The organism is Allorhodopirellula heiligendammensis (assembly GCF_007860105.1).
Taxonomy (GTDB): Bacteria; Planctomycetota; Planctomycetia; order Pirellulales; family Pirellulaceae; genus Rhodopirellula; species Rhodopirellula heiligendammensis.
On the sequence record NZ_SJPU01000001.1, the window covers coordinates 683,557 to 708,209 of the forward strand.

Annotated in this window: 15 protein-coding genes; 9 read left to right on the plus strand and 6 right to left on the minus strand. The window is 56.8% G+C overall.

All coding sequences use genetic code 11. From position 1 onward, the window contains the following. Window positions 1–13: 13 nt before the first annotated feature. Window positions 14–2,197, minus strand: coding sequence for a carboxy terminal-processing peptidase (locus tag Poly21_RS02670; protein WP_302117320.1), 2,184 nt, complete (start codon window positions 2,195–2,197; stop codon window positions 14–16). Window positions 2,198–2,514: 317 nt separating this feature from the next. Between Poly21_RS02670 and Poly21_RS02675 the strand changes: the two genes are divergently transcribed. Together Poly21_RS02675 and Poly21_RS02680 are read left to right on the plus strand one after the other, a co-directional pair. Continuing rightward, entirely contained in the window at window positions 2,515–4,392 is a 1,878-nt protein-coding gene (locus Poly21_RS02675) for a hypothetical protein (protein WP_146405467.1), read from the plus strand. A gap of 126 nt (window positions 4,393–4,518) precedes the next feature. After that, a complete protein-coding gene (locus Poly21_RS02680) occupies window positions 4,519–5,319 on the plus strand; it encodes an MBL fold metallo-hydrolase (protein WP_146405468.1) in 801 nt (266 codons plus the stop codon). 29 nt (window positions 5,320–5,348) lie between these two features. Here the strand turns inward: Poly21_RS02680 and thiS are convergent, their stop codons facing one another. The 3 genes from thiS to aroE form a co-directional block, all read right to left on the minus strand. Then, a complete protein-coding gene (gene thiS, locus Poly21_RS02685; protein WP_146405469.1) occupies window positions 5,349–5,552 on the minus strand; it encodes a sulfur carrier protein ThiS in 204 nt (67 codons plus the stop codon). After that, window positions 5,549–6,550: a sugar phosphate isomerase/epimerase family protein gene (locus Poly21_RS02690; RefSeq protein ID WP_146405470.1), complete on the minus strand. Its 1,002-nt coding sequence runs from the start codon at window positions 6,548–6,550 to the stop codon at window positions 5,549–5,551. The genes thiS and Poly21_RS02690 overlap by 4 nt, the downstream gene beginning before the upstream one ends. 195 nt (window positions 6,551–6,745) lie before the next feature. Next, window positions 6,746–8,236, minus strand: coding sequence for a shikimate dehydrogenase (gene aroE, locus Poly21_RS02695; RefSeq protein ID WP_146405471.1), 1,491 nt, complete (start codon window positions 8,234–8,236; stop codon window positions 6,746–6,748). A 331-nt stretch (window positions 8,237–8,567) separates the two neighbouring features. On the opposite strand from aroE, the gene Poly21_RS02700 reads away from it, so the two are divergent. Both Poly21_RS02700 and Poly21_RS02705 read left to right on the plus strand, forming a co-directional pair. Next, window positions 8,568–9,848 carry an outer membrane protein assembly factor BamB family protein gene (locus Poly21_RS02700; RefSeq protein WP_146405472.1) on the plus strand — a complete coding sequence of 427 codons (1,281 nt, stop codon included), beginning with the start codon at window positions 8,568–8,570 and terminating at the stop codon, window positions 9,846–9,848. Window positions 9,849–10,015: 167 nt separating this feature from the next. Further along, entirely contained in the window at window positions 10,016–11,332 is a 1,317-nt protein-coding gene (locus Poly21_RS02705; protein WP_146405473.1) for a coproporphyrinogen-III oxidase family protein, read from the plus strand. Here Poly21_RS02705 and Poly21_RS02710 read toward each other — a convergent pair. Next, window positions 11,323–15,123, minus strand: coding sequence for a protein kinase domain-containing protein (locus Poly21_RS02710; RefSeq protein WP_146405474.1), 3,801 nt, complete (start codon window positions 15,121–15,123; stop codon window positions 11,323–11,325). The genes Poly21_RS02705 and Poly21_RS02710 overlap by 10 nt on opposite strands. A gap of 142 nt (window positions 15,124–15,265) precedes the next feature. Between Poly21_RS02710 and aceE the strand changes: the two genes are divergently transcribed. The 4 genes from aceE to Poly21_RS02730 all read left to right on the plus strand — a co-directional run bounded on the left by aceE (window position 15,266) and on the right by Poly21_RS02730 (window position 21,412). After that, window positions 15,266–18,010 (plus strand): pyruvate dehydrogenase (acetyl-transferring), homodimeric type, encoded by a 2,745-nt coding sequence (gene aceE, locus Poly21_RS02715; protein WP_146405475.1) that lies wholly within the window; start codon window positions 15,266–15,268, stop codon window positions 18,008–18,010. A 128-nt stretch (window positions 18,011–18,138) separates the two neighbouring features. Continuing rightward, window positions 18,139–19,557, plus strand: coding sequence for a 2-oxo acid dehydrogenase subunit E2 (locus Poly21_RS02720; RefSeq protein ID WP_146405476.1), 1,419 nt, complete (start codon window positions 18,139–18,141; stop codon window positions 19,555–19,557). 115 nt (window positions 19,558–19,672) lie between these two features. Further along, entirely contained in the window at window positions 19,673–20,428 is a 756-nt protein-coding gene (locus Poly21_RS02725; protein ID WP_436967469.1) for a polyprenol monophosphomannose synthase, read from the plus strand. 99 nt (window positions 20,429–20,527) lie between these two features. Beyond that, window positions 20,528–21,412 (plus strand): hydroxypyruvate isomerase family protein, encoded by an 885-nt coding sequence (locus Poly21_RS02730; RefSeq protein ID WP_146405477.1) that lies wholly within the window; start codon window positions 20,528–20,530, stop codon window positions 21,410–21,412. 226 nt (window positions 21,413–21,638) lie between these two features. On the opposite strand, the gene Poly21_RS02735 is transcribed toward Poly21_RS02730, so the two are convergent. Then, window positions 21,639–22,958, minus strand: a complete 1,320-nt coding sequence (locus Poly21_RS02735) for a TolC family protein (protein ID WP_302117323.1) — start codon at window positions 22,956–22,958, stop codon at window positions 21,639–21,641. A 299-nt stretch (window positions 22,959–23,257) separates the two neighbouring features. Here Poly21_RS02735 and Poly21_RS02740 point away from each other — a divergent pair, with 299 nt between their 5' ends. After that, a complete protein-coding gene (locus Poly21_RS02740; RefSeq protein ID WP_302117325.1) occupies window positions 23,258–24,649 on the plus strand; it encodes a DUF6666 family protein in 1,392 nt (463 codons plus the stop codon). The last annotated feature ends 4 nt before the right edge of the window (window positions 24,650–24,653 follow it).

Below are 24,653 nucleotides of genomic sequence, written 5' to 3' on the forward strand. Positions count from 1 at the left end.
GGAACGATCCGGTTCAGTTCGCCCGCGCCAGATTCTGGGCACGCAGACCCTCAATGTACTGCTGCGTGATGTTAAGCACTTCTTGATTGTAAAAGGTGTCATGGAACACCTCTTCGCTGCCAATCTGCGCTTCAATCTCTTTCTCTTGCTCGTCTTTTTGCGCTTTCATTTCAGCGCGACGCTGCATGAATTTGTCCTCGTTGAGTGAAATTGTCTTGAGATCTTTTTGCTCAACGTAGAGTCCAATCCGTCGCATCAGCTCGATGAACTCCTCATCTTGGGCGATCCGCTGCTGGGAGCTGGCTCGCAAGGAATTGATCAGGTCTGCAGGCGCCATCCGATACAGATCGTGTTTCGCGGGGTTGATCCGATCATGGGCCAGAGCGTAGTCCAGATCACCTTCGGCGACGGGCATCTTGCTAATCACGCTCGGCAGCACAATATCCGCTGCGACGCCGTCAAGTTGGGTGCTCTGGCCGTCGGGCAGATAGAACTGTTGTAGCGTGACCTTCAATGCGCCGTAGTTGGCACGCCGAATTCGAAACAGCGATTGGCCGATGTCCATCAGAGTTTGCACGGTGCCTTTGCCGTGTGTCTGCGGATCACCGACAATGATCCCACGGTGATAGTCCTTAATCGCACCGGCAAGAATCTCACTGGCACTCGCACTGAGTTTGCTTGTCAACACAACCAAGGGGCCATCCCAGACGGTGCCGGGATGATCATCATCGTATTTCTGCACTGAGCCATTGGCGTCTTTGACCTGCACAACGGGGCCTTGATCAATGAACAGGCCAGTCAAACTAATCGCTTCGGTCAACGATCCACCGCCATTGCGGCTGAGATCGAGCACCACACCGGCCACGTTTTCTTTCTTAAAGTCTTCGAGGATCTTCGCGACGTCACGGGTGCTGCTGCGGTACTCGGGATCGTTGCGACGGGCACCCTCCATGTCCATGTAAAAACTAGGCAGGTTGAGGTAACCAATCTTGAGCTTGCCGGGTTGGCCTGGAATCTCGTGCTCAATGACTTTTCCACGTGCGGCCGAATCCTTCAATTCGATGTGGGCGCGAACGATCTTCACAATCTCCATGTTTCCTGTGCCGCCTGGGCGAACGCCCAAGCGAACGGTTGTGCCTGCTTTGCCGCGGATCAGTTTGACGACGTCTTTGAGCGGCATTTCGATAATGTCGACCATTTCTCCGTCATCACCCTGGCCGACAGATACGATCGAGTCATCCGGTTTGAGCTTGCCGTTTAAGTCGGCGGCACCACCAGGAATGATCGCTTTGACCTGGGTCGTGCCATCTTTTTCGCCAAGCGACGCGCCAATACCATCAAGGTTGAGCGCCATGCTGATGTTGAAGTCATCCAGCGTCGCAGGGGACATGTACGTTGAGTGTGGATCATAGCTGTTGGTCACCGACGTCAAGAACATCTCGAGGATGTCGTCACTGCTAGTCGAGCGCCAACGATTTGCGTAACGGTCATAGCGACGCATCAGTTGATCGCGTGCCTCTTGACCGACGACGGGCTCATCGGAGTCCTTGAGGTCGAGCAGCGATAATTTCAATTGCCGCCGCCAGCGATCTGTCGCTTCGGCATCGTCGCGGGCGTACTGAGCCGCATCGCGATCGATGATAACTTGTTCATCAATGTTGAAATCGAAGTCGCCCTTGAGTAGCTCGCGAATTTTCGCCACCCGTTGATCAACCCGCTGTGTGAAGCGTTCGAAGATGTAATAAGCGAGGTCAAGGTTGCCAGCCCGTACATGATCGTCGACCACCGTCGAGTACCGTTCAAACTGGTCAATATCACTCTGCAAGAAGTAGAGTTTCAGTGGGTCGAGGGTTTGAATGTACAGATCGAGCGCCCGTGCGCTGAGTGTATTGTCGAGGTCTTTGCCGGACACGTGCTCGCTGGGCATCAACTGCGCGATCAAGCGTGATACGACGCTGTCCTGGGGGGAAGGTTTCGGGAGTTTTGCTGGAACGGGTTGCTGGGCGGCCGCGGGTGGGGCGGCTTGTTGAAGATTTTCAACGGGTACCGGCACGGCACGCTGTCGATCAGGGACCGCATTTTGCAGTTGATCGGTATTCTGCGCGTGCAGCGGAGTGCACAGGCCAGAAAAACCCGCGAGAAGGCCCAGTGTCGCTGCAGCGAACCGAGGGGGATACGAACCGAGGCGTTGCGACATATGAGCTCTGCGTGGGGTAAAGTGACCGAACTCGCAGGCATCGCTCACCCCTCAGCGAGGCTAAGGGGCTGTTTCCATGCGCACGAGCACGTTTTTAGGAGAGGTTATCAGATCGATAGTAGGAAAGCACGGGAAGTCAGGCAACCGTGATTTTCCATCTTGTTTCTCTACGTGTCTGCGTCGATCGGGTTCGGATCGTAACGATTGTTCGGGAATTATCGAATGTCGCGGGCCGGTTGTGCCGATAACTTTGCTTGAAGCGGTTCTGCTGACAACGGCGGGGCGTACTCAGGCAAGCATTGTTTCAGGAATCAGGGATGAACACTCACTCACAACTCGCCTCGATACCGACGAGATTTTCGGTGACCGCATGGCGGTCGATCGTCGCCGCCGGGATGCTCGTCATCCTGTCGCCCGCGATGGTTGTTGCGGCTCCACCCTCGCCAGAGGATGACATTGATTACGCCGCCAGCGGATTCCGACTGCCTCCGGGGGTGCACCCAGGAGACTGGTCCACTGCCGCGAAGGTGAGTGCCGCCGGCGGGATTAACTACGCCAGTCAACCGGCGATCAGCGGTCCCATGATGGGCGGCCCGATGATGGGCGGCCCGATGATGGGTCCTATGATGGGGAGCCCAGTGACGGGGCCTATGACGGGCCCGATGATGGGAAATACGCCCCTGTCACAAAAAATCCCGACTTCGTTCCCTTCGGGACCGATTCCAGGGACGCCAGTTCCGACCGGATTGCCGGGGCCCATCGGCCCGGCAGCCTACCACGCGGCGATGCAGAATCCCTATGGACAGGTGATGCCGGTCGGCTACCAGGGCGGACTGCTGGAATACTCCCAGCCCGGATATGCATGCGATTCGTATGCGGGTGGTTACGGTGGAGATAACTACTGCGGCGACGCCAATTGTGGGCAGAGTGCCTGTGGTTGTTGCGGTCCGGGTGGTTTTCAAGGACTTTTGCCAGCCGTGATGGGACACTGCAATCTCTGCAACGGGCAAGGCTGCGGGGTGTGCAACTCACGCTTGTACCAAAGTGGCTGTCTCGGCCGCGGAGGGATGCTGGGCGATTGGTGCAGCGGCAAGTGTATGGAGGGCGACATGGGAATCCTGCTCAGCACGATCGGCGGCGGGGCGGTTGGTTGTTTCAACGCACTGCTTCCCTACAGCGAGGCTGGCAAGTGTGCCCAGCGATGGTACGACCTCTCGGTCGAGGGATTGTTTTTGGGAAATAATTTCTCGCAGGGCAACATGGCATTGACGACTCGTGGCGTTGGGGGGCCAACCGTCATGAGTCTCGATGATGCCAAAGCAAGTGATCTAGAAGCCGGTGTGCGGGTATCTGCAGCCGTCATCCTGGGAGTCGGTGGAAACTTAGAAGGTACGTACATGGGCGGGCAAGAATGGAACAACAGCGCTCAAGCGTTTGCAGACGACCCGAACAATCCGGATTTGTACTCCTACATTTCCGACTACGGTAATCTGCCAATCGGCGGATATGACGACACCGACCGTTCGATCATTCAGCAGGCGTACACCCAATCGCGATTCCATAGTGGTGAAGTCAACTATCGCCGTCGTGCGGTCGGCCCCGGCTGCCGCTTCCAAGGCTCATGGCTGGTGGGAGCCCGGTATATCCGCCTGGACAACGATTTCGGTTACGGCACCGTCGGAACCTTCAACGATGGCACTGGCGGTTTCGGTGGCGGTTCGAACGATCAACTGCGGTACTACAACTCGCTGACGGGAACGAAGAACAACATCTTTGTCGGTCAGATTGGCTACGACGTGTGGTGGAACATGGTGCCGGGCGTGCAACTCGGATTCGGCATGAAGGGCGGCTGGGGACAGAACGATTGGGAGCGAACGAACAACATCTTCGCAAACTCAATCGGCCCTGGAGCCACCGCTGGCTCGGCCAGTATCAGCGATCGCGACCGACGTGGGACCGTCATGGGTGAGTTCGAAACGAAACTCGTCTATCGGCTCTCGCACTCTTGGTCGTTCCGCACTTCGTATCACCTGTTGGCGGTCGACAACATCATCAACACGGTACCACCGGCGGACTATGTTCGCACCTCGTTGGGAACTCTCGGCAGCGGTGGTGTGGTCACAACGGCTCCACCGACCAGCTTCAGTGACGTGGTCCTGCAGGGCTTCACAGTCGGTGCAGAATACATGTGGTAGACCGGATTTATGGCAAGCACGCTCCCCGGAGCGTGTTTGCTGCGGGGTGACGGGTACGAAGAAAGCGAAAAACGATCTACACTGCATGCTCGCCTCTGTTCCCGCAGCCCCGATCGCTCTCTCTTCATGATATCTCGCAAACCCATTTTTCCAGGTGTCATCGAGCTGAATTTTCAAGCCGGTGAAGTACTTGGTTGCAACCTGTACCTCATTTACGATCAAGACGAGTGGGTTTTGATTGATATTGGGTACGAAGAAACGGTGGATGACTACATCCAGATCATTCGCGATTTGGATTTCCCGCTCTCACGCTGCCAGACGTTGATCGCCACTCATGCCGACGTGGACCACATTCAGGGTTTGGCGAAAGCCAAACAGGCACTGAAAACCACCGTGACCGCGCATCCCAATGCGGTCGAGCCGCTGCAGAATGGCGACACATTGAAGACGCTCGCCCTGATCGAGGCCCAGAATTTGCGGTTGGAAATGCCGCCGGTCCAGATCGATCATGTGGTCAATGATGGCGACATGATTCGCGTGGGCAAGTTGGAGTTGGAAGTCTGGCATACTCCCGGTCACACCGACAGCCAACTGGCGTTTCGCTTGGGCGATGTTCTGTTTTCAGGAGATAATGTCTACCGCGACGGATGCATCGGCGCGATTGACGCTCATCACGGCAGCGACATCAAAGCCTTTCTCCGATCACTCCGGCGGATTCGAGACAGCGACGTCCGCTGGCTCGCCCCTAGTCATGGCCCCATTTTTGCCAAAGACACGGCAATGCTTGACAAGGTAATCGCTCGTGTCGAGGGATACCTTCACATGGCGGATTTCGGGACGCTTGCCGAGGATTGGCCGCTGATGGATGCCTGGGACGAAGAGGTGGCCCAAGGCACGCTCCCCGACGGCCTGGAATTGCCGAGCTAAGCGGCAATCCCTGCATCACTCTACCCGCCCTAACCGCCGCCGACGAGCGTCACGAACTCGACTCGGTCGCCGTCGGCGATCAAGTGTTGCCCATGTTGATCACGCGGCACGACGTCCTCGTTGACCTCGACGGCCAAGTAGTTCTTAGGCACGTCGACGTGCAGAATCAGCTCGTCGATCGTCATCGGACGATCGATTTGCGTGGAGTCACCATTCACTGTGATTGTGATCATGAGGCTTCGTCGAAGGCGGCATCGAAGGCCACGTTGGAAGGCGAGAAATCGAGTTTTTTGGTGAACGCACAGGCTTCTCGCGCTCCAAAGGTGCGTTCCATTCCAGAATCTTCCCACTCGATCGACAACGGACCATCGTAGCCGATGACGTTGAGAGCGCGGATGATCTCCTCAAAATTCACACCGCCTCGGCCCGGGCTACGGAAATCCCAGCCCCGCCGCGGGTCGCCAAAGTTCAAGTGGCTGCAGTTGATCCCGGACTTGCCATCGAGAGTCACGATCGCGTCTTTGATATGAACGTGATAAATGCGATCAGGAAATGCGCGGATAAATTCGACAGGATCGATCCCCTGCCAGATCAGATGGCTGGGGTCAAAGTTGAATCCAAATTCAGGGCGATGGTCGAGGGCTTCGAGGGCACGCTGGGCCGTGTAGATGTCAAAGGCGATTTCGGTGGGGTGGACTTCCAGGGCAAAACGCACACCACATTGTCCGAACACGTCGAGAATAGGATTGAATCGCTCGGCGAGGAGGTCAAATCCGGCGTCGAGCATTTTTGCGGGGACCGGAGGGAAGGAGTAGAGCAAGTGCCAGATGCTGCTGCCTGTGAAACCGTTAACGACATCGACGCCGAATTTCTGGGCTGCGCGAGCAGTATTGGCAAGTTCCTCAGCGGCGCGAGCATTTACCCCAGCGGGGTCTCCGTCGCCGTACACGTGGGCCGGAAGAATCGACTTGTGCCGCTCATCGATCAGGTCCAATACGGCTTGGCCGGCCAAGTGGGCGCTGATCGCGTGGCACTGCAGGTTGTGTTTGGCCAGCAAGGCGTGTTTTTGGTCGCAGTAGTCATCTTCAGCGAGTGCTCGGTCAACTTCGAAGTGATCGCCCCAGCAGGCAAGTTCAATGCCGTCAAAGCCAAAATCCGAGGTCATCGCCGCGAGTTCTTCGATTGGCAAATCGGCCCATTGACCGGTAAACAGGGTGACTGGACGAGGCATTGAAAACTCCGACAGGTGGGGTGAAGAAGGACAGTTGGCCCGTAGGATAACGGAGCCCGCTGCCCCGTTGTAGCACCCCCGAGTAGGCATGTCTCGGCGAGACCTCCACTTCGAGGGTAGCGCATGCCAGTTCAATTTTTCAGCGAGCGAGGCGGCGCAATCAATTCTGTCGACGGCCCCGCGGAGAGGCGCTACTCAGTTGATTCGCACAGGGTTGGTGGCTTGTTTGATTTTGGCTCGCATCAGGTCCGTGGGAGCGTCTTGGCCGGTGAACAATCTGAATTGATAGGCGGCTTGCCGGACGAACATGTCAACGCCCGTGATCAATCTCGCTCCGGTTTGTTTTGCGTACTTGATCAGCACGGTGTTCTCGGGGTTGTAGACGGTATCGAAGACGACCATGTACTCGTTGATCGAGCTCATATTGTAGGGCGAGACGTCAACATTGGGGTGCATCCCCACGGGCGTGCCATTGACGAGCAGGTGCGCTTTGACCTCATGGCGCTGGTCCCAAGGAATGGTGTTGCAGCCAATCTCGTGAGCGAGCAATTGACTGCGTTCCTCCGTCCGTGAGGAGACATAAACGTCGCATTTGCGTTGTCGCAGCCCCCAGGCGATCGCCCGGGAAACGCCCCCGGCGCCCAGGATCAGTGCCACTTTTCCCTGCATCGAATTTTCTTGGCCACGCTGCAATGAGAAGGTCTCTTCGATGCAGTCCATCGCCGCCCGGTAGTCGGTATTGTAACCCAGTCGCTCCTCGCCATTGAAAATCATCGTGTTGATAGCACCGATCCCCGTGGCGCTCGCTTCCGCCTGAGTACAGTAGTCCAAGGCAGCTTCCTTGTGGGGGATCGTGATGCTGATCCCCTCAATCCCAATGCTATGGCAATGGTTCATGAAGGTTTGCAAGTCGTCTTTGGGAACTCGCAGAGGTAGGTAGCGGGCGTTCAACCCCGCATCGATGAAAGCCGAGTTATGAATCAAGGGGCTGTGGCTATGTCCCACGGGATCGGCAATGACGCCAAACAGTGAGGTCTGGGGATTGATCGACTCATAGTGGTAGACATTGTTCATCTCCTTCCAATTGATTTGGCCTGGAGCGAGTTTTTTATCCGCACTGAAGGTCGCGTACGTGAACGGCGACCCGACCCGATTGGAGAGGATCCGGGTGATCATGCCCATTTCCCCCATGCAGATGCCGATCGTGGGGATCTTGGCATTTTGCACGAGCTTAATCATCCGCACATTGTCGGAAAAAGTATTCGCCATCGTCGCAATTTTGACGATATCAGCGTCCTCCTCTGCCATGGCGGCATGAATTTCCTCCAGTTCATCGGGCGTGCCACTGAAGTCGTGGTAGCTGATAATTCGCTTCGTCGAGCCGTAGCGAGGTATCTGGGCCGCCACATCGGCTTCGATGTCGACGTATTCCACGCCAGTGGCAATCGCGCTGCGGAGCAGCATCAAGCGTTCCTGTTCCGATTTCTCCCATCGCCCCCCGTCTTCCTTTCGCCGAGCCGTGAGTACGACGGGGCCAGGGCGGTCTCCGACCAGCCGTTTGAGGTTGACCGCACGAGTGATGTAGTCCAACCGCAATTCGACAAGCTGAGCGCCCTGCTCAACCAAAAATTGATGTTCGGCGATCATTCGTTGATGGCGGGCACGGCCGAGGCTGACACAAATCATGGACAAAAAGCTCGAAAGACAGAAGAAAAACACCGCATTGTTGAGCAACAGCGAGGGGCGGACAGCTTATAATAGTCGGGCCGGTCTCGACCAGTCCGGCGGAATTTCAGATCAGCGTACCGGCAGGAATTTGTCACGGGTCGGTAGGATCGCGTGGCCTGCTCGCTGGCTGGGCAATTTCGATCGCTGCTCGCTGGCTCTTGGGGTTGGGATCTAGCAAGTTTAGGTTGGTATCCGGCGAGTCGGGGGGGCGTGTCTCGACACGCCAGCAAACGATTCGGCGAGCTGCCGCGTACAGCTCCTACTGATAACTTCATACTGAAATGAGATAATGCAAGTCAAAAACACGGACCGTTGGAACTTCGCCACCGCACTGTTGGCAATCATAGCCTGTTTGCTGGCGGCAACTGCCCATGCTGAAGCGCCCGCTGCTGGACAACTGCCGACCTGGACCATGGCCCGCGCTGACAGCGGCGCCAGCGGTGCGATTGACCGCACATTGCCCGGCAATCTCCGTTTGTTGTGGGAGCTTAAAACAGCGGAGCCGATCGAGACGACGCCTATCAGCGACGGATTGAGCGTGTTCGTCACCGATGTGATGGGAGGGGTGGAGGCCATCGACCTCCGCTCGGGCAAGTCCCAGTGGCGACGAGATTTTGATACTGGTTTCGTGTCCTCTCCCGGGCTATTTTTGCCGGATTCGCTGTCATCCCAGAATCAGTTGACCGCGCCCATTCCGGTCATCTCCGCTCCGCCCCGTAAGAGCGTCGAGGGAGGAGACCCGACCTCTGATGCAGACCGTGCGCTGCTTGTGGTGGGGGACGTCGAGGGCAACGTCGAGGCGCTCGATCCCAGCACTGGTGAAACCCGATGGAAATACTCCACCGAGGGTGAGATCAGTGCTGCCCCGTCATTTTTCGCTGTTCCGCGTGGCGACAACTACGAAATTCGAGTGCTGCAATCCAGCCAAGACGGAAGTCTGTACTGTCTCGCCGCCGAGGACGGTGCTTTGATTTGGGAATATGAAACTGGGGATCAAATCCGCTGTTCGCCCTCCATCGCGTCGGGGAAAACATTTCTGGGGGGCTGTGACGGCCAGCTCCACGTGATCGATCTCGCCACAGGTGAGGCCGCTCGCGAGCCCCTGCCGCTCGGTGGCCCCACCGGTAGCACGCCCGCGGTCAGCGGTGACGAGGTCTTCCTGCCGATCATGGACGGTACAGTGTTTGCGTTCAATCCAAGCTCCGGCGACGTCCGTTGGAGATTTGAAGACCCTGACCGGCCGCAGGAGTACCGCAGCAGTGCCGCCGTCGGAGTCGACCGCATCATTGTGTCGAGTCAAAATAAGCATGTCGACGCGATTAACCGTGCGACAGGCAAACAAATGTGGCGGAAAACCCTGCGACGGCGTGCCGATGCTTCACCGTTGATAGCGGGCGACGATGTATGGATCGCGTCGACGGCCGGTTTGCTGCTACGATTGTCTATTGCAGACGGCACGGAAAAGTGGTCGTTTGAGTCGCGTGGCAAATTCATGGCTGCACCCGCCATTATCGGTAACCGCCTGGTGATTGCCGATGACGATGGTGTTGTCCGCTGTTTTGGGACTTGACGCCTGGGGCGTCGACTCAAGCCGATCATGGTCCAATGCGGCATTGGTCCCGATAAACGTCAACGTTACCAACGACGCTGTTTCGGTGTACGCTGAAGCGGCACGCAGCTGCCAGCGCCCGACATGTCTTCCCATCCGATTCCCGCACCAACCTGGAACTCTCTGCCATGACGAGCACCTCGAGCGACGACAAGACCGAAGTGGGTAGTGTCTTCATTTCCAACTACCCACCTTATAGCCAATGGAGTGCCGAGGCGCTCGACGATGTTCGTTCTGCGATGGATTCGCCGCCAGCCAACGACAATCCGCTCGGCCTCTATCTGCATATCCCCTTTTGTCGCAAACGATGCAAGTTTTGCTATTTCAAAGTCTTCACGGACGTCAAGGCAGCCGAGGTTCAGCGATACGTGGATGCGCTGTGTAACGAGATTTCAATGGTCAGCAAGCTGCCCGTCATGGGCGAGCGACCATTTCGCTTCGTTTATTTCGGCGGCGGCACCCCGAGTTTTCTGTCCCCGAAGCAGTTGACCAAGCTAGCAGATCGGTTGCATGAACATATTACTTGGGACGGCGCCGAAGAGGTCACATTCGAATGCGAGCCAGGGACACTGAGTGAAACGAAGGTCAAAACGCTGCGAGAAAAACTGGGCGTCACTCGCATCAGCTTGGGGATCGAGAATTTCAACGACACATTGCTCGAAGAGAACGGGCGTGCGCACCTGTCCAAGCAGGTTTTTGCCGCCTGGGAATGGATCGAGGCGGCTCAGTTTCCCAATGTGAACATTGATTTGATCGCCGGCATGGTGGGCGAAACTTGGGAGAATTGGCGAGATAATATTCGCCGCACCATCGAGATGTCGCCGGAGAGTGTGACGATCTACCAAATGGAGTTGCCGTTCAACACGATCTATAGCAAGGACATGCTCGGCAATCAAACCGAGAGCCCTGTCGCGCCTTGGCAGTTGAAGCGGGACTGGGTCGATTTTGCCTTCGATGAATTGATCGCGGCAGGGTACAAGGTCAGCAGCGGATATACGCTTGTCAAAGATACCGGCAAGGTCAATTTTTCTTACCGCGACAATCTATGGCAAGGCGCCGATCTGATTGCTACGGGCATCGCGAGCTTCGGACATGTCCGCGGCGTGCATTACCAGAATCTGCCGCACATGCCGGCCTATCTCGAGACGATCGAGGCGGGCAACCTACCGTTGGGTCGAGGTTACGTCCCGACGCCGCAACAGTCCTTGATTCGCGAGATGATCCTGCTGCTCAAACGAGGCTTTCTTGAGCGAGATTACTTCCGCGATAAGTTTGGTGCGGATATCGTCGCCCAGTGGTCCGATGTTTGGCAGCAATACGTCGAGCAAGGCATGGTGGTGATTGATGGCAATCAGATTCGCTTGACTCGCGAAGGGTTGCTGCGAGTTGATTCACTGTTATCCGCATTCTTTGAGCCCGAGCATCAAAACGTGCGCTACACCTGACCAAGACGGCGGACGCGCGTGGCGCCGATCCCGGGCAGATGGATTGTGTCGAGCTCCATGTTCCATGGCAGCAATGCAGTCACTTCGGGGTCGCTCGCTACTACTTCGGTGAGCAATGTATTGCCACCGCACTGGTTGGCCAGTGCACTGACGGCCCGGACGGATGTGCCATAGTAGTCGAGGCGATCATTTTCCGTCGTGACGAGTGTGGCACCGCAATGAATTCCAATGCCAATCTGCAAATCGAGCTGTGAATCAAGGGGCGGGATGTGTGACTGCCATTCGTCCCGGATTTGCACAGCTGCCTGAACCGCTTGCTCGCGACGATCGAACGCCGCCAATAGCTTTTCACCCATGGTTCGCGTTACGGACCCACGATGGGCAGCTACCGTATTCTTCGCTAGCGAAATGAGGTCGTGTGTGCACTGGTAGACTTCTATGTCGCCTAATTTCGCCGAGATGGCGTCGATATTGTTAATTGAGATGGCCAGTAGAGTGACTTGCTCAGACGAAACTGGATTTTCGCTGGACAGCGATTGATTGGTAAACAGCTCACGGAACTTGGGCATTGATGCGGCTGCCGTCGCTGTCACTACATCGTCGCGTGAAATCGAACGTTCCAATCGCACGACGTGGAGCGTGTCAAAATCATTGGTCAACGTGATCGACTGTTGACCACGTCGTAACACGGGCACATGAATATCGCCGCCAATTTCCGATAGAGTTCGTTCGAGCGAGCTCGGGGCACTCGTGTCACGCACGCGAATCGACTGGGTACGTGGTAGGCGCGGACCGCGAATCAAGTAATCGCCGCTGGAAAGATCCAGCGGCAACGTGAGACGCTCATGCGGTTCGATCCGCATTTGGGCGACAACATGAGGTGCATGTTCTGGTCCGCCGATACAGTACTGTGAGTCATTCGCCTGACGGATCTCCGGATGAACGCGGAATACCATCTCGATGGCATTTTCAACATTGGATTGAAATTCCACGTCGCATGCGGGACAAGCGGTATGGGTAGCGATCTCCGATAAATGGGCTGTTGTCGCTGCGGGGGCGCGGCAGGTGGGGCACAAGATGTCCCAGCGCAGTTGCAGTAAACCTCGATGTGCTGCGACGAGGCACGTATCGACCATGGATTGAGCATCAACCTGCAGCGTCTCGGCCAGCTGCAAGGGGTGGATGGCGGCGAGTTCCTGCGACGCTCCCGTACGAATCCAATTGCCCAGCTTCTCTGCGATATCCGGTGCGATGCCATCGTTAATCACGCGAGCGATTCGCTCTTCGAGCCGAGTTCGCTGGCCCTTGGATATCCGTGCTGGCTTTTCAAAAGGATCGGTACCATCACAGACGAATCGCCGCTGCTGGATCACGCGATCGATTCGCTGGTAGACGCGGTCGAGATTACGAAAACCCTTCCAATCAGCTTCGACGACCGCGACGAATCGACCCAGCAGGTTTCGAGGAGCGATGCGAACTTGATGAGAAAGTCTGGTGCCACCACGGTCCGTTCGCTCGAACGTGACAATGCTCAAGAACCACTTAAACGGACCCGAGGTAAACTCCCGCAATATTCCCATTCGTTGCCCTTCGATCCATTCGAAAGGGTGCTCTTCCCACGCCACATGCAGGCCAGACAGGCGGAAAGAGCCGAACTGCCTCAGCCCCACTTCCGGATCAAATTCGCTGCGATATTGAACCGCGGGCAATCCCAGGGCATGATTGAGACGATGGGTGTCCGAAACAAACGGCCACAGCTCTCCGGGAGTACTCGCCAGCTCCCAGGATTTCGTTTTGTCCCAGACGTTTCCCTGCGAAGTCTCCGGTGCACGCGGGTGTGCGGCAAACGACGTCGCTTCGCCCCGCAACACTTGTTCGATCGCCGCGAGGAACTGAGCTGCATCACCATACCGCTCAGAGGGGGCTTTCGCCAAACTACGAGCAACCAACGAGGCCGTCAGGTCCGATACCTCGTTGCGTGTTTTTTGTACCGATGGAGGAGCCTTGTGGCGATGCATCGTTCCCAGTTGCATGACCACCTCAGCACGAAATGGCGGCGCGCCGGTAAGCATTTCGAATAGAGTCACGCCCAATGAATAGATGTCGGCCGTCGGCCTCACTGCCGCATCGCTGTCAAACTGTTCGGGCGACATGTATTGAGGCGTACCCATGATCATGCCGTCGGGAGTCTTCTCCATGGATGTTGTCTGATGGATGTGACGGGCAATCCCAAAATCGGTCAGCTTGACACGGAAGTCGCTCAATGGCCGGTCACGGTACGCGGTCGAAAGTGAGGCATCTCCGATGAATTGCAGGAGCACATTCTCGGGCTTGATGTCGCGATGTATCACGTCACGCGCGTGCGCGTCGACCAGGGCTCGCGAGATATCGGCCACGAGCTTCAATGCCGTTGGTTCATCTAAGTGCGAATGTGCCGAAAACCATCGCTTCAGATCGATTCCGTCAATATATTCCATGGCAAGAAAGTGGTATCCACGGTCCTCGCCTACCTCGATCAGTCTCGTCACATGGTCATTCTGAACGTCGGCGAGCAGTCGAGCCTCTTTGCGAAATCGACTCACCGACCGAGCAACTTCCGCCCGGTGGCGACGAAGCACTTTAATCGCCACATCACGGTTGTTCGCGAGATCGACCCCGCGATAAACTCTTCCCATCCCACCTTCGCCAATGAGCTCCTCAATCCGGAAGCGACCGAGTTGGCCAGGGACCATGCCTGCCTGCGACGGGGGCCTGCCAGACCCAGGTACTGGCTGAGTCATGGCAGGTGTGATCTCTCCACCGAGCGTCACGGTCGGATCGGAATCTCGGCGGATTATTTCTTCGGTGCATTGCTCCCCAATGTTGGGTTCCCCAATGTCACGCTCCGCGAGGTCACGCTCTCGTAGGTCAGCATTGACGCCGTCGCCACGGTCGCCGCCGCTGTTCCGATTCGCCCCCGAGTCGTGAGCGAAATCATTCTCAGTCGCCAGCGATCCCTTTGAGAATAACTGCTGCCAGCGTGACAGCGTTGGAGGGCTGGATTCATCGTGTTCCTCATCATTGGCGATGAGCGATTGAAGGTCATCCCAGTCAATTTCACGCCCCCAGGAGGTAGGTGAGATGCCAGAGACGGTTGTGAAGATGGGCAGTAATAACGCTCGCATCAGCGTGCGCAATTCGTCCAGCTCGACGTCGCGTGAGGTTGGTAAAACCTGCTGCGTAGCTCCCATGTGCTCACCAACCTGCAGCCCCGTAAGGTCAATTGCGGTGATGAATTCACCGTTGCTACCAGGAGCGGCGAGGATGCACTCGACGAGCCGGCTTTCCTGACGCAAGCCGACACGATGGGCGGCTGCGAGGGCATCGACGAGATCTGTCGCCAAGGCGATGCGATGACGGGGTGAAAGCCCGTCGATTTGATCGCTCAGGCGGTGCCTCCGCGGATCGATATCCCCTGGCAGGGAGAGTATGATCGTTGGCGGGTTTTGATCGAGTGACTCTGCGAGAACGCTGCGAATTGAGGGATGCGCTGCGAGCTCGATCAGCCGCAGACGCCATCGCAAGTCACTTAAACGGGCTGGGTTTCCGGCAATTCCAGACAGCACGCGCAGCTCTTTGATGAGGGCGGGGTGTGGCATTTCGCCACCCCGACCGGAGCCTGCTGAGACAAATGCAGCCCCATCGGGGCCGCCCGAGATGCGTTGCCACGTCGTCCCCGGACGCAACTCCGGTTCGTTGCATGCTCCGCCAACCTCGGACGCATCTTCCGCACTGGTTTTATCTGACTTCATCGCGCGAGTTTATCATAGTCGCAGAGACTACATACCTTGTTGAAAACCGGGTTGAGTGAGTAAAGTAAGGGGCTTCCGAGTTTTTTCGCAACTACCGCAGCTTTTGACCACGTTCCCAGAGGCCGGGTTTTTCCCGTAATTGATGTCCGATTCTAAAAACGTCGCCGAAGTCGAAGTCGCCCAAAACGAAGTCGCCCAACAGCTCGGCGAATTGCAACGTTCCGCTGACGTTGACGTCAATGCATACGAAACACAGGAATGGCTCAGTTCACTCGAATACGTGCTCGACAGTCAGGGCCCAGAACGAGTCAAGTTTCTCATCGATCAGCTGCGTGATCGTGCCGCCGAACACGGTGTGCCGCTGTCCGCAGACACGTCGACACCCTACGTCAACACGATTCCGCCCAACGAACAGCCCGCCTATCCAGGGAACCGGGAATTGGAACGACGGATTAAATCCATTATCCGCTGGAACGCGATGGCGATGGTGGTGCGGGCCGGCAAACGGGGTGGAGGCGTCGGTGGACACATCAGTACGTTCGCGAGTAGTGCCACGCTGTATGAGGTCGCGTTCAATCACTTTTTCAAAGGGCGTGGTGAGGATGGGTACTCCGGCGACTCTGTTTATTTTCAGGGCCATGCTTCGCCGGGAATGTACTCGCGGGCCTTTGTCGAGGGTCGGCTCGATGAAACGAAGCTAGAGAACTTCCGCCGCGAACTCGAAGAGGCGGGCGGCTTGAGCAGCTACCCGCACCCATGGCTGATGCCCGATTTCTGGGAATATCCTACCGTCTCGATGGGCCTCGGTCCAATCATGGCGATCTATCAAGCCCGCTTCAACGAATACCTCAATGACCGCGGCTTGAAAGATACGAAAGGTCAGAAGGTTTGGGCGTTTCTGGGTGACGGCGAATGTGACGAACCTGAAACACTTGGTGCCATTGGCTTGGCATCGCGAGAGAAACTCGACAACCTGATCTTCGTTATCAACTGCAATCTGCAGCGACTTGACGGTCCGGTCCGTGGCAACAGCAAAATCATTCAAGAACTTGAATCGATTTTCCACGGTGCGGGCTGGAACGTGATCAAGGTTATTTGGGGCGGGGAGTGGGACGAATTGCTCGCTCGCGATACTACCGGATTGCTCGCCAAACGCATGAACGAAGTCGTCGACGGCCAGTACCAGAAGTACACGTCGATGCCAGGCAGTTACATCCGCGAGCACTTCTTCGGCAAATACCCCGAACTGCTTGAGTTGGTGAAGCATCTCTCCGACGAGAAACTTGAAAAGATCCGTCGTGGCGGACATGATCCTGAAAAGGTCTATGCAGCGTATAAGCAAGCGACCGAGCTGAATAACGGCAAACCGACTGTGATTCTGGCGAAAACCGTCAAGGGCTATGGGCTTGGTGAAGCTGGCGAAGGCCGCAACGTGGCCCACAATCAAAAGAAGATGAACGAGGCTGAGTTGCTCGAGTTCCGCACACGATTTGGGATCCCCATCAGTGACGAGGAAGTCGGGAATGCCCCCTTCTACAAACCGCCAGCCGGCGGTGCGGAGATGAAATATCTGCAGGCCCGCCGCCAAGAGCTGGGAGGCTATCTGCCGAGTCGGCCGACGACCCATCCGACGCTGGAAGTCCCCTCGATGGACGACTTCGCCAAACTCATCAGCAAGCTCGAGAACAAGAGCATCAGTACGACTTTTGCGGCGGTGCAAACGCTGATCGCAATGTGCCGCGATAAAAAGATCGGGAAGAATGTTGTGCCGATTGTGCCCGATGAATCTCGCACGTTCGGGATGGAGGGCATGTTCCGCCAATTCGGTATCTACGCCCATGCGGGCCAAAACTACGAGCCCGCCGATTCGGACCAGCTCTCGTACTACAAAGAAGCTCAGGACGGCCAGATTCTCGAGGAAGGTATCACCGAATGCGGCTCGATGAGTAGCTTCAACGCTGCCGGTACTGCCTACAGCTGTCATGGCGTAAGCATGATTCCGTTCTTTATCTATTACAGCATGTTTGGTTTCCAGAGAATCGGCGATTCAATCTGGGCTGCTGCCGACATGCGAGCGAAGGGGTTCCTCGTCGGTGGTACCGCAGGGCGAACGACGCTCAATGGAGAAGGTCTCCAGCACCAAGACGGGCATAGTCTGCTCAATGCGATCGCATTTCCGACAGTGCGTGCCTACGACCCGGCGTTTGCTTATGAAGTCGTCGTGATCGTGCAAGAGGGATTGCAACGGATGTTCGCCGATGGTGAGCAGTGCATTTATTACATCACCGCCGAAAACGAAGAGTACATGCATCCCGAAATGCCTGAAGGTTGCCAAGAAGGCATCATCAAGGGCATGTACAAGTTTAAGAGCGTCGATGTCGACGGCGGCAAACAACGCGTGCAGCTGTTCGGCAGTGGTGCGATTTTGAATTCAGTGCTGAAGGCCCAAGAGATCCTCGCCGAGAAATACTCCGTCGCTTCGGACGCCTGGAGCGTGACCAGTTACACGCAGCTTCGCCGCGATGCTGGTGCCTGCGAGCGTTGGAACCGTCTGCACCCCACCGGGACACCGCGCCGCAGCTATCTCGAAGAAACGCTCGAGGGTGTTGAAGGACCATTTATCTCCGCGAGCGACTACGTTCGCGCCCTGGGAGAGCAATTGACACCATGGATTCCTGGTGACTACTACGTGCTCGGGACTGACGGAATGGGCCGCAGCGATACCCGTGAGGCACTGCGTCGACACTTCGAGGTCGATGCTGAGTCAATCGTGATCGCCACTCTGTACCGTTTAGCCAAAGCGGGTGAGTTTGAAATGTCCGACGTCGCCCAAGCAATCAAGGATCTCGACTACAATCCGGATAAAGTCGATCCCTACTTTGCATAGAAAGAGAAAATGAGGGTTCAGGGTTCAGCGTTCAGAAATAGAACGCATGGGCCTCGTTTTGAATCCTCTCGTTGAACGCTCTTTCTGCTTGACACCCTCCAACCTGAATCCTCTTTCTACTTTTTCTCATGCAAATCAAACTTCCTGAACTGGGCGACGGAATCGAATCTGGCGACGTCCTCGAAATCTTCGTTTCCGTCGGCGACGTGATCGAAGCGGGCCAAGACATCGTCGAGATGGAAACGGACAAAGCTACTGTACCAGTGCCCGCCGATGCCGCCGGCAAAGTTACGAAGATTTCTGTCAGCGAGGGTGACACCGTTCCCATCGGTGGCGTGTTGATCGAAGTCGAAGCAGCGGAGGGAGCTGGTGAGGAGTCTCCTGTAGCGGAAACTCCAAAGGCGGAGTCCAAGGCCGAATCGAAGCCAGAGCCTAAGCCCGAGCCCAAGGCAGAAGCGAAGCCCGAGCCGAAAGCTGAGCCGCAGCCCCAGGCGAAACAAGCCCCGGCCGCAACGCCCCCCAGTCAGCCCGCTGCCCCCGCCGCGCCGGTAGCTCCCGCGACGATCGAGCCAGCCGCCGCGTCGACCGACGCGAGCTCAATCCCTGCTGGCCCTGCGATTCGGAAATTGGCCCGCGAAACCAGTGTTGATCTTGCCAGTGTTCGGGGTACCGGTCCCGGTGGACGAATCACCCGTGACGACGTGCTCGCTGCGGTTCGCTCGGCCAGTCAGGTCAAGGCCGCCCCAGCAGCCAGCAGTGGTGGAGGAGCACCTTCGCGACCAGCACGCCCTGCCGCCCCAGTGTCGAAGGATTTACCCGGTACGGCCGATCAAGATGATTTTGGGCCTATCCGAGTTGAGCGAATGAGCAAGATTCGCAAAACGATTTCCGCGCAAATGCATGCGTCATGGTCGAATGTCCCACGCGTCACTAATTTTGACGACGCTGACATTACCGATCTGGAACGACTGCGGAAATCCAGCAAAGAGGACTATGCTGCCCAGGGTTTGAAGCTCACGACAATGCCGTTTCTGATCAAAGCGGTAGCCACGGCGCTGCGGCATCACCCCACCATTAACGCGGTGATTGACAGCGAAAACGAGCAGATTGTTTACAAGGACTATGTCAATATTGGCATCGCTGTCGATACTGATCGTGGTCTCGTCGTCCCCGTTTTGAAGGACGTTGATCGCATGGGTATTCCCGACATTGCTCGAGGCCTCGCTGAAACGGCCGGCAAGGTGCGAGGAGGGCAGTTCGCCGTCAGTGATCTGAAGGGCGGTTCGTTTACGATCAGCAATCTTGGAGCCATTGGTGGGCAATACAGCACACCGATCGTCAACATTCCTGAAGTCGCAATTTTGCTGGTTGGACGCAGCCGAAAACTGCCTGTCGTGATGCCTGACGACTCGATCCAGCCACGGCTGATGATGCCGCTGAGCCTGTCGTACGACCACCGGCTCGTCGATGGTGGTACCGCAGCCCGGTTCCTCAACGATGTGATTGGATACCTCCAAGCACCCAGCCGTTTGCTGTTAGCGCTGTAGGCATCCGTGGGACAGGCCTCCAGACTGTCATTTCCGTGCGGACAGGCCCTGAATCCATCTACCGACGGATAACGGGCTGTCGTGCGGTTGGCGGCGTTTTAAATGAGTAGTTTCGTTGACTAGCGGACCCGATCCATTGGCTGATGCAAACGGTTTGCCGTCGAGTCCGGCAGCGCCACGCGTTCTCGTTGGCGTTTGCACGTACAACGAGGTGGGTAATATCCGTGAAATGCTGCGGCAGATCACCCAGGCGCTGCCGACGGCCGATATTCTCGTGGTCGATGACAATTCGCCCGATGGCACTGCTGCAGCGGTCCGAGACTATGCCTCCCAGACTGGTCTGACATCCGTCAAATGTCATGTTCGTGAACAACGTGGACTTGGTGGTGCCATCCTAACGGCAATGGCGGCAGCGATCGAAGGTGGCTACGACCTGTTCTGCAACCTGGATGGTGATTTATCGCACAGCCCGGCGGATCTGCCCCGACTCGTCGACGCAGTTGTTGCTGGCGCTGACGTGGCTGTTGGGTCTCGATACGTCGCCGGCGGCAAAATCATTGGCTGGCCGCTGCGGCGAAAATGGATGAGCCATTGCATCAACGCGATCACCCGCCGCCGGTTAGGGCTGCCAGTCCGTGATGCCAGTGGTTCGTTTCGTTGCTACCGAGTCAGTAGGCTCGCGCAGCTCGACCTTAGCGATCGTTCTTACGAGGGCTACGCGTTCATCCAAGAGGTCCTGTTGAGGCTTCATCACGCGGGCGCCAAATTTACGGAGGTCCCAATTACGTTTACCGAGCGTATCGAAGGCAAGAGCAAGCTCAACCTGAGCGAAGCTATCCGCTCAGGTTGGACCGTGTTCCGCATGAAATGATTTGTTAAGATCAGGCTTCCGCGTTCAGTCCTGCGCTCGAGCGTTTTTCGCCAGTTAGCAGTCATCCAACCTCACTTGGTCCTCTCTTTCCAATTCGTTATGAACACGCCACTCACACGACGCAGTATTCTCTCAAGTTCGTTCGCTACCGCTGCAGGAGCCGCGACTCTCATGGGCGGCTCACTTCGCGGTGATGAACCCGAGTCCGCCATGCCATCGGTCGATGCAAAAGCGGGCCGACTGAATCAGTCGGTCTGTAAGTGGTGCTACAACGGCATGTCACTGGACGAGTTGGCGTCGCATGCCCAGTCGATGGGCTTGGTGGGAATCGACCTGCTCGGTCCTGCTGATTTTCCAACGCTGAAGAAACATGGCTTGGTTTGCACGATGGTCGGATCGCATTCGCTCACCAATGGACTGTGTGACACTAAGTATCACGATGAAGCGCTGGAGAAGATGGCTGACGCGATCGCAGCGACGTCAGCAGAGGGTTGGCGAAATGTGATTTGCTTTAGTGGCAATGCCCGAGGTATCGATCGCAAGGTAGGGATGAAGAATTGCGTCGATGCCTTGCGGAAGATCGTGCCGGTCGCTGAAGCCGCAAATGTCACACTCCAGATGGAATTGCTCAATAGCAAAGTCGACCATGCTGATTATATGTGTGACAACAGCGAGTGGGGCGTGGAACTGGTGAAGCAAGTTGCCAGTGACAATTTCAAGTTGCTGTACGACATCTACCACATGCAGATCATGGAGGGTGACATCATTCGCACTATTGAAAAGAACCATCCTTACTACGGTCACTACCACACTGCGGGCAATCCAGGTCGTCACGAACTCGACGACACGCAGGAGTTATTTTATCCGCCGATCGCTCGCGCCATCGCTGACATCGGATACCAGGGATACTTCGCTCACGAATTCATCCCCGCTGGCGACCCTCTCAAAGGCCTCCGCAGTGCTGTTGCCCAGTGCACGGTGTGAATCGCCTCCAACAACCCTGCGTCGTCTTGGCATGGAGAAAGCAGCCCTCCTGCATCACTGCTGGCCTCAGCGGGGTGAGCGTTGCCGATCTTACCTCGCCGGCAAGTGGTAACTGAGCCTGGGCCACGGGCTTGCGTCTCAGATCCTGGGATTTAGTCCACGGGTTATCAGACGCGGTACATGCCAGTGCGTCAAAACCAGCTTGAACCCCAACGGGGTTGCGCCCTTACCACGCTGCAGTGTCGTTACCGGTGGCGTGATGGAAATTGTCGATGGCCAGGGCGAGGTCTTTTTGACGTGCGAGTCGATTGCCTCGCAGTTGATAGATTTCCAGTTCAACGAGCAGGTCGCTGCCGGGATTGGCCGCATCGATCTGGATCTTGCCGCGTGCCTCATCGAGTCGCTCGGTGGCCAGTTGCAATTGTTCGTCGACGAGTTGTAGCCTCGCCTCGGCGCTCCTCACATCGAGCACGGCCTGCAGGGTTTCATTGCGGATGACGTCTTCAAGCGACCGCTGCAGTTCGCCGCATTGACACCGCCTCGCGTTCAGGTCGTTGTCGGTGTTGTCGTCTTTGAAGCACTTGAGGATTCCCATTGCCGCCTTGGCCAGGGACAGACCCGTGCCTGGACTGAGGGTACCCATCAGCAATCGTGCGGCGTCGAGATTGCAACGATTGAGATCGCGACAGAGGACTCGCACGGCCCGCAGATCATGACGCTGGACCAGTGCTGTTGCGACCGCTTCGCCGGCACCGATTGCAATCGCATCGGTTGGTAGCGCGTCGACCATGACCGCCGTGGCAACCTCCGCTTCGTTGCGTCCGGTCAACCGTGACAGCTCTTGGCGAAGTTTCAATGCGTTGAACGATTGCTCGGTTTTCACGTCGAGGAGATCGAATCGGGCCTGACGCAGCTTCAATGGGTTGGCGTCGGGGATATCCAATCGTTCCGCTTCATCTGCCAGCGAAATGAGCTTGTCCTGCGCGGCGATCGCCTCGTCGGCCACTTCCACAGCCAGTGTGGCGGCAACCAGTTTGTGGTAGGTGGTCTTCGCTTGGGTGGCGCTTTCACTGCGCCGAGCCAGTGCCACCTCACGCAAGACATTCTGCACCAGTCTCGCGGCACAGCATGCATCGGAGTCGTTGGTATCGATGCCCCGCATCACGGCGTTGGCTTCGGAGTCAATGGATCGTGCCGCCGGTGAGTGATCGTATGCCCACTGCCCCACATCGGCCGCTGTGTAGGCGGGCAGGAGCGTTTCCGTAGAGGTTTCGGCCAGGTCCGTTGGACCGGCAAGATCGACTAGGTCCTCGACGTACGCTGGACTGGGGACGGTTGGAGCTAGCGAATCGATGGTGATGTCATCGCCTAGCGATGGGACGCTTTCACCGTGAGCATCGTGATCTCCTCGCGCCCACGCCAAGGGCACGCCGAGCGCCTGGGCAGCATGCGGCGATGCATACCAACACACCGTTCCCGGAGCGAGAGTGGCGAGCAAGAGCGACAGGCCGAAGCGTCGGTAGGGGATCATGTGATTCGTTGACATCCCTGTCTCACGATTTTCATAGCGGGAAGATGACGAGATGTCTGTGTTTTCGGAAGAATTGTGTGAGTCCCGCAGAATTCGTGGGTGTTGTCTAACTGTGCCGACTAGGGGCGGTGGCTATGCCGTGAAACTCCGACTGCGCGTGTAGGTCCGATAGTTTGTAACGATTACGAAGGTTTTTCTAATGAGAGGGGTTGTGATGATCCGATGCTAAATGACGTCGAATCTCCCACAGCACGATGTTGGTCGGTGACCACCGCCTGCGAATCTGGAATCTACTCATGTTTGTCTCCGAAACTATGACGACCCTCACGCCGGCACATCCCGTTCGCTCTCTTTGGGTTGCCATCATTCTCATGATGATGGCGGGCGTCTCCACATGGGACGCAGCAGACACTTACGCCGCACCGCAAGGTGCGGCGGTCCAGACGAAATGGGCCCCTGGTCAAGTCGACGCTGACGCCACACGGGTCGCGGCACGGTCACCCCAGTTAGTGCAACGATCAAGCGTTCGCCGTCAGAGCATTGCGAGCAACTCTGGCCGCTCGACACAGCGTCCGTCAAACGGACAGGTGCAGCAGGTAGGCTTCCTGGAAGACTATGGCGCTCACGGAAACGTTTGCGATTGCAATGAGTGTGCTGGCTATGACCCCGCCTGTGGCATCGAGGGTGGGATTCTCTTGGAGCCGAACTGTGGCTTGGAGCCCATTTACGCGATGGAGGCGAGCTGTGGGTTGGAACCAGCATGTGGCATGGAATCTTTCGGCGGTGATGCCTGCGGCTGTGACTCCTGCAGTTCCGGGTACGGGACCTGCGATGGTTTCAGCAATAACCGCTACTGTGAGCCAGCTCGCTTTCCGCTTTTTCTACCCGTGTTAGGAGTGGACTGGAGTCGGTTTGAGTTCTTCTATGGAACTCAGGCCTTTCTGAATCCGATGAATGTCCCTGCTACCGGATCGGGCACGAATGCCAACAGCGGCAGCTTTGGATTTCATGAGGGTTTTAACGAAGGACGCGACCTCAAAAAGTTGTTTGATATCGACCTGTCGGCTCAGTTCGGCCTCCGCGCCACGCAGAATAACCTCGAGGGCCAGCAATTTACCGAACAACACCGCAATCAGATCTTTCTCACCGGTGGCTTGTTTCGCCGGGTCGACTACGGGCTACAGTATGGTGTGGTGTTGGACTACCTGAGCGACAATTGGTACTACGACACGGACCTCCTGCAGCTGCGAGGTGAGCTGAGCTGGAAGTTGTCGCCACGACAAAACTTCGGCTTCCACTGGATGGCCGGCCTCAACGATGACACGGTCCCCACACTCGTTACCAATCAGTCGGGCACCGTGTTCAATGGCAGCCAAACGGTCCAAGCCAGCGATCAGTATCGTGCCTTCTATCGATACTGCTTCGGTCCGACAGGGCAATGGACGTCTTACATCGGAGGCACCGACAACAATCACTTTCTGATTGGCAGCGACATCGACGTGCCGCTCGCTGGTGGATTGTCGATGAAAGTCGGCTCGACCTACTTCGCGCCTACGGGTGACACTTCGGTTCCAAAGTATCAATCCGAAGGATGGAATGTGGGAATCAGTATGGTCTATCGTCCAGGTTGTCGAACGGGATCCAATCGCTACCTGCGTCCGATGTTCAACGTTGCTGATAACGGATCGTTCTTCGTGTACAGGTAGAAAC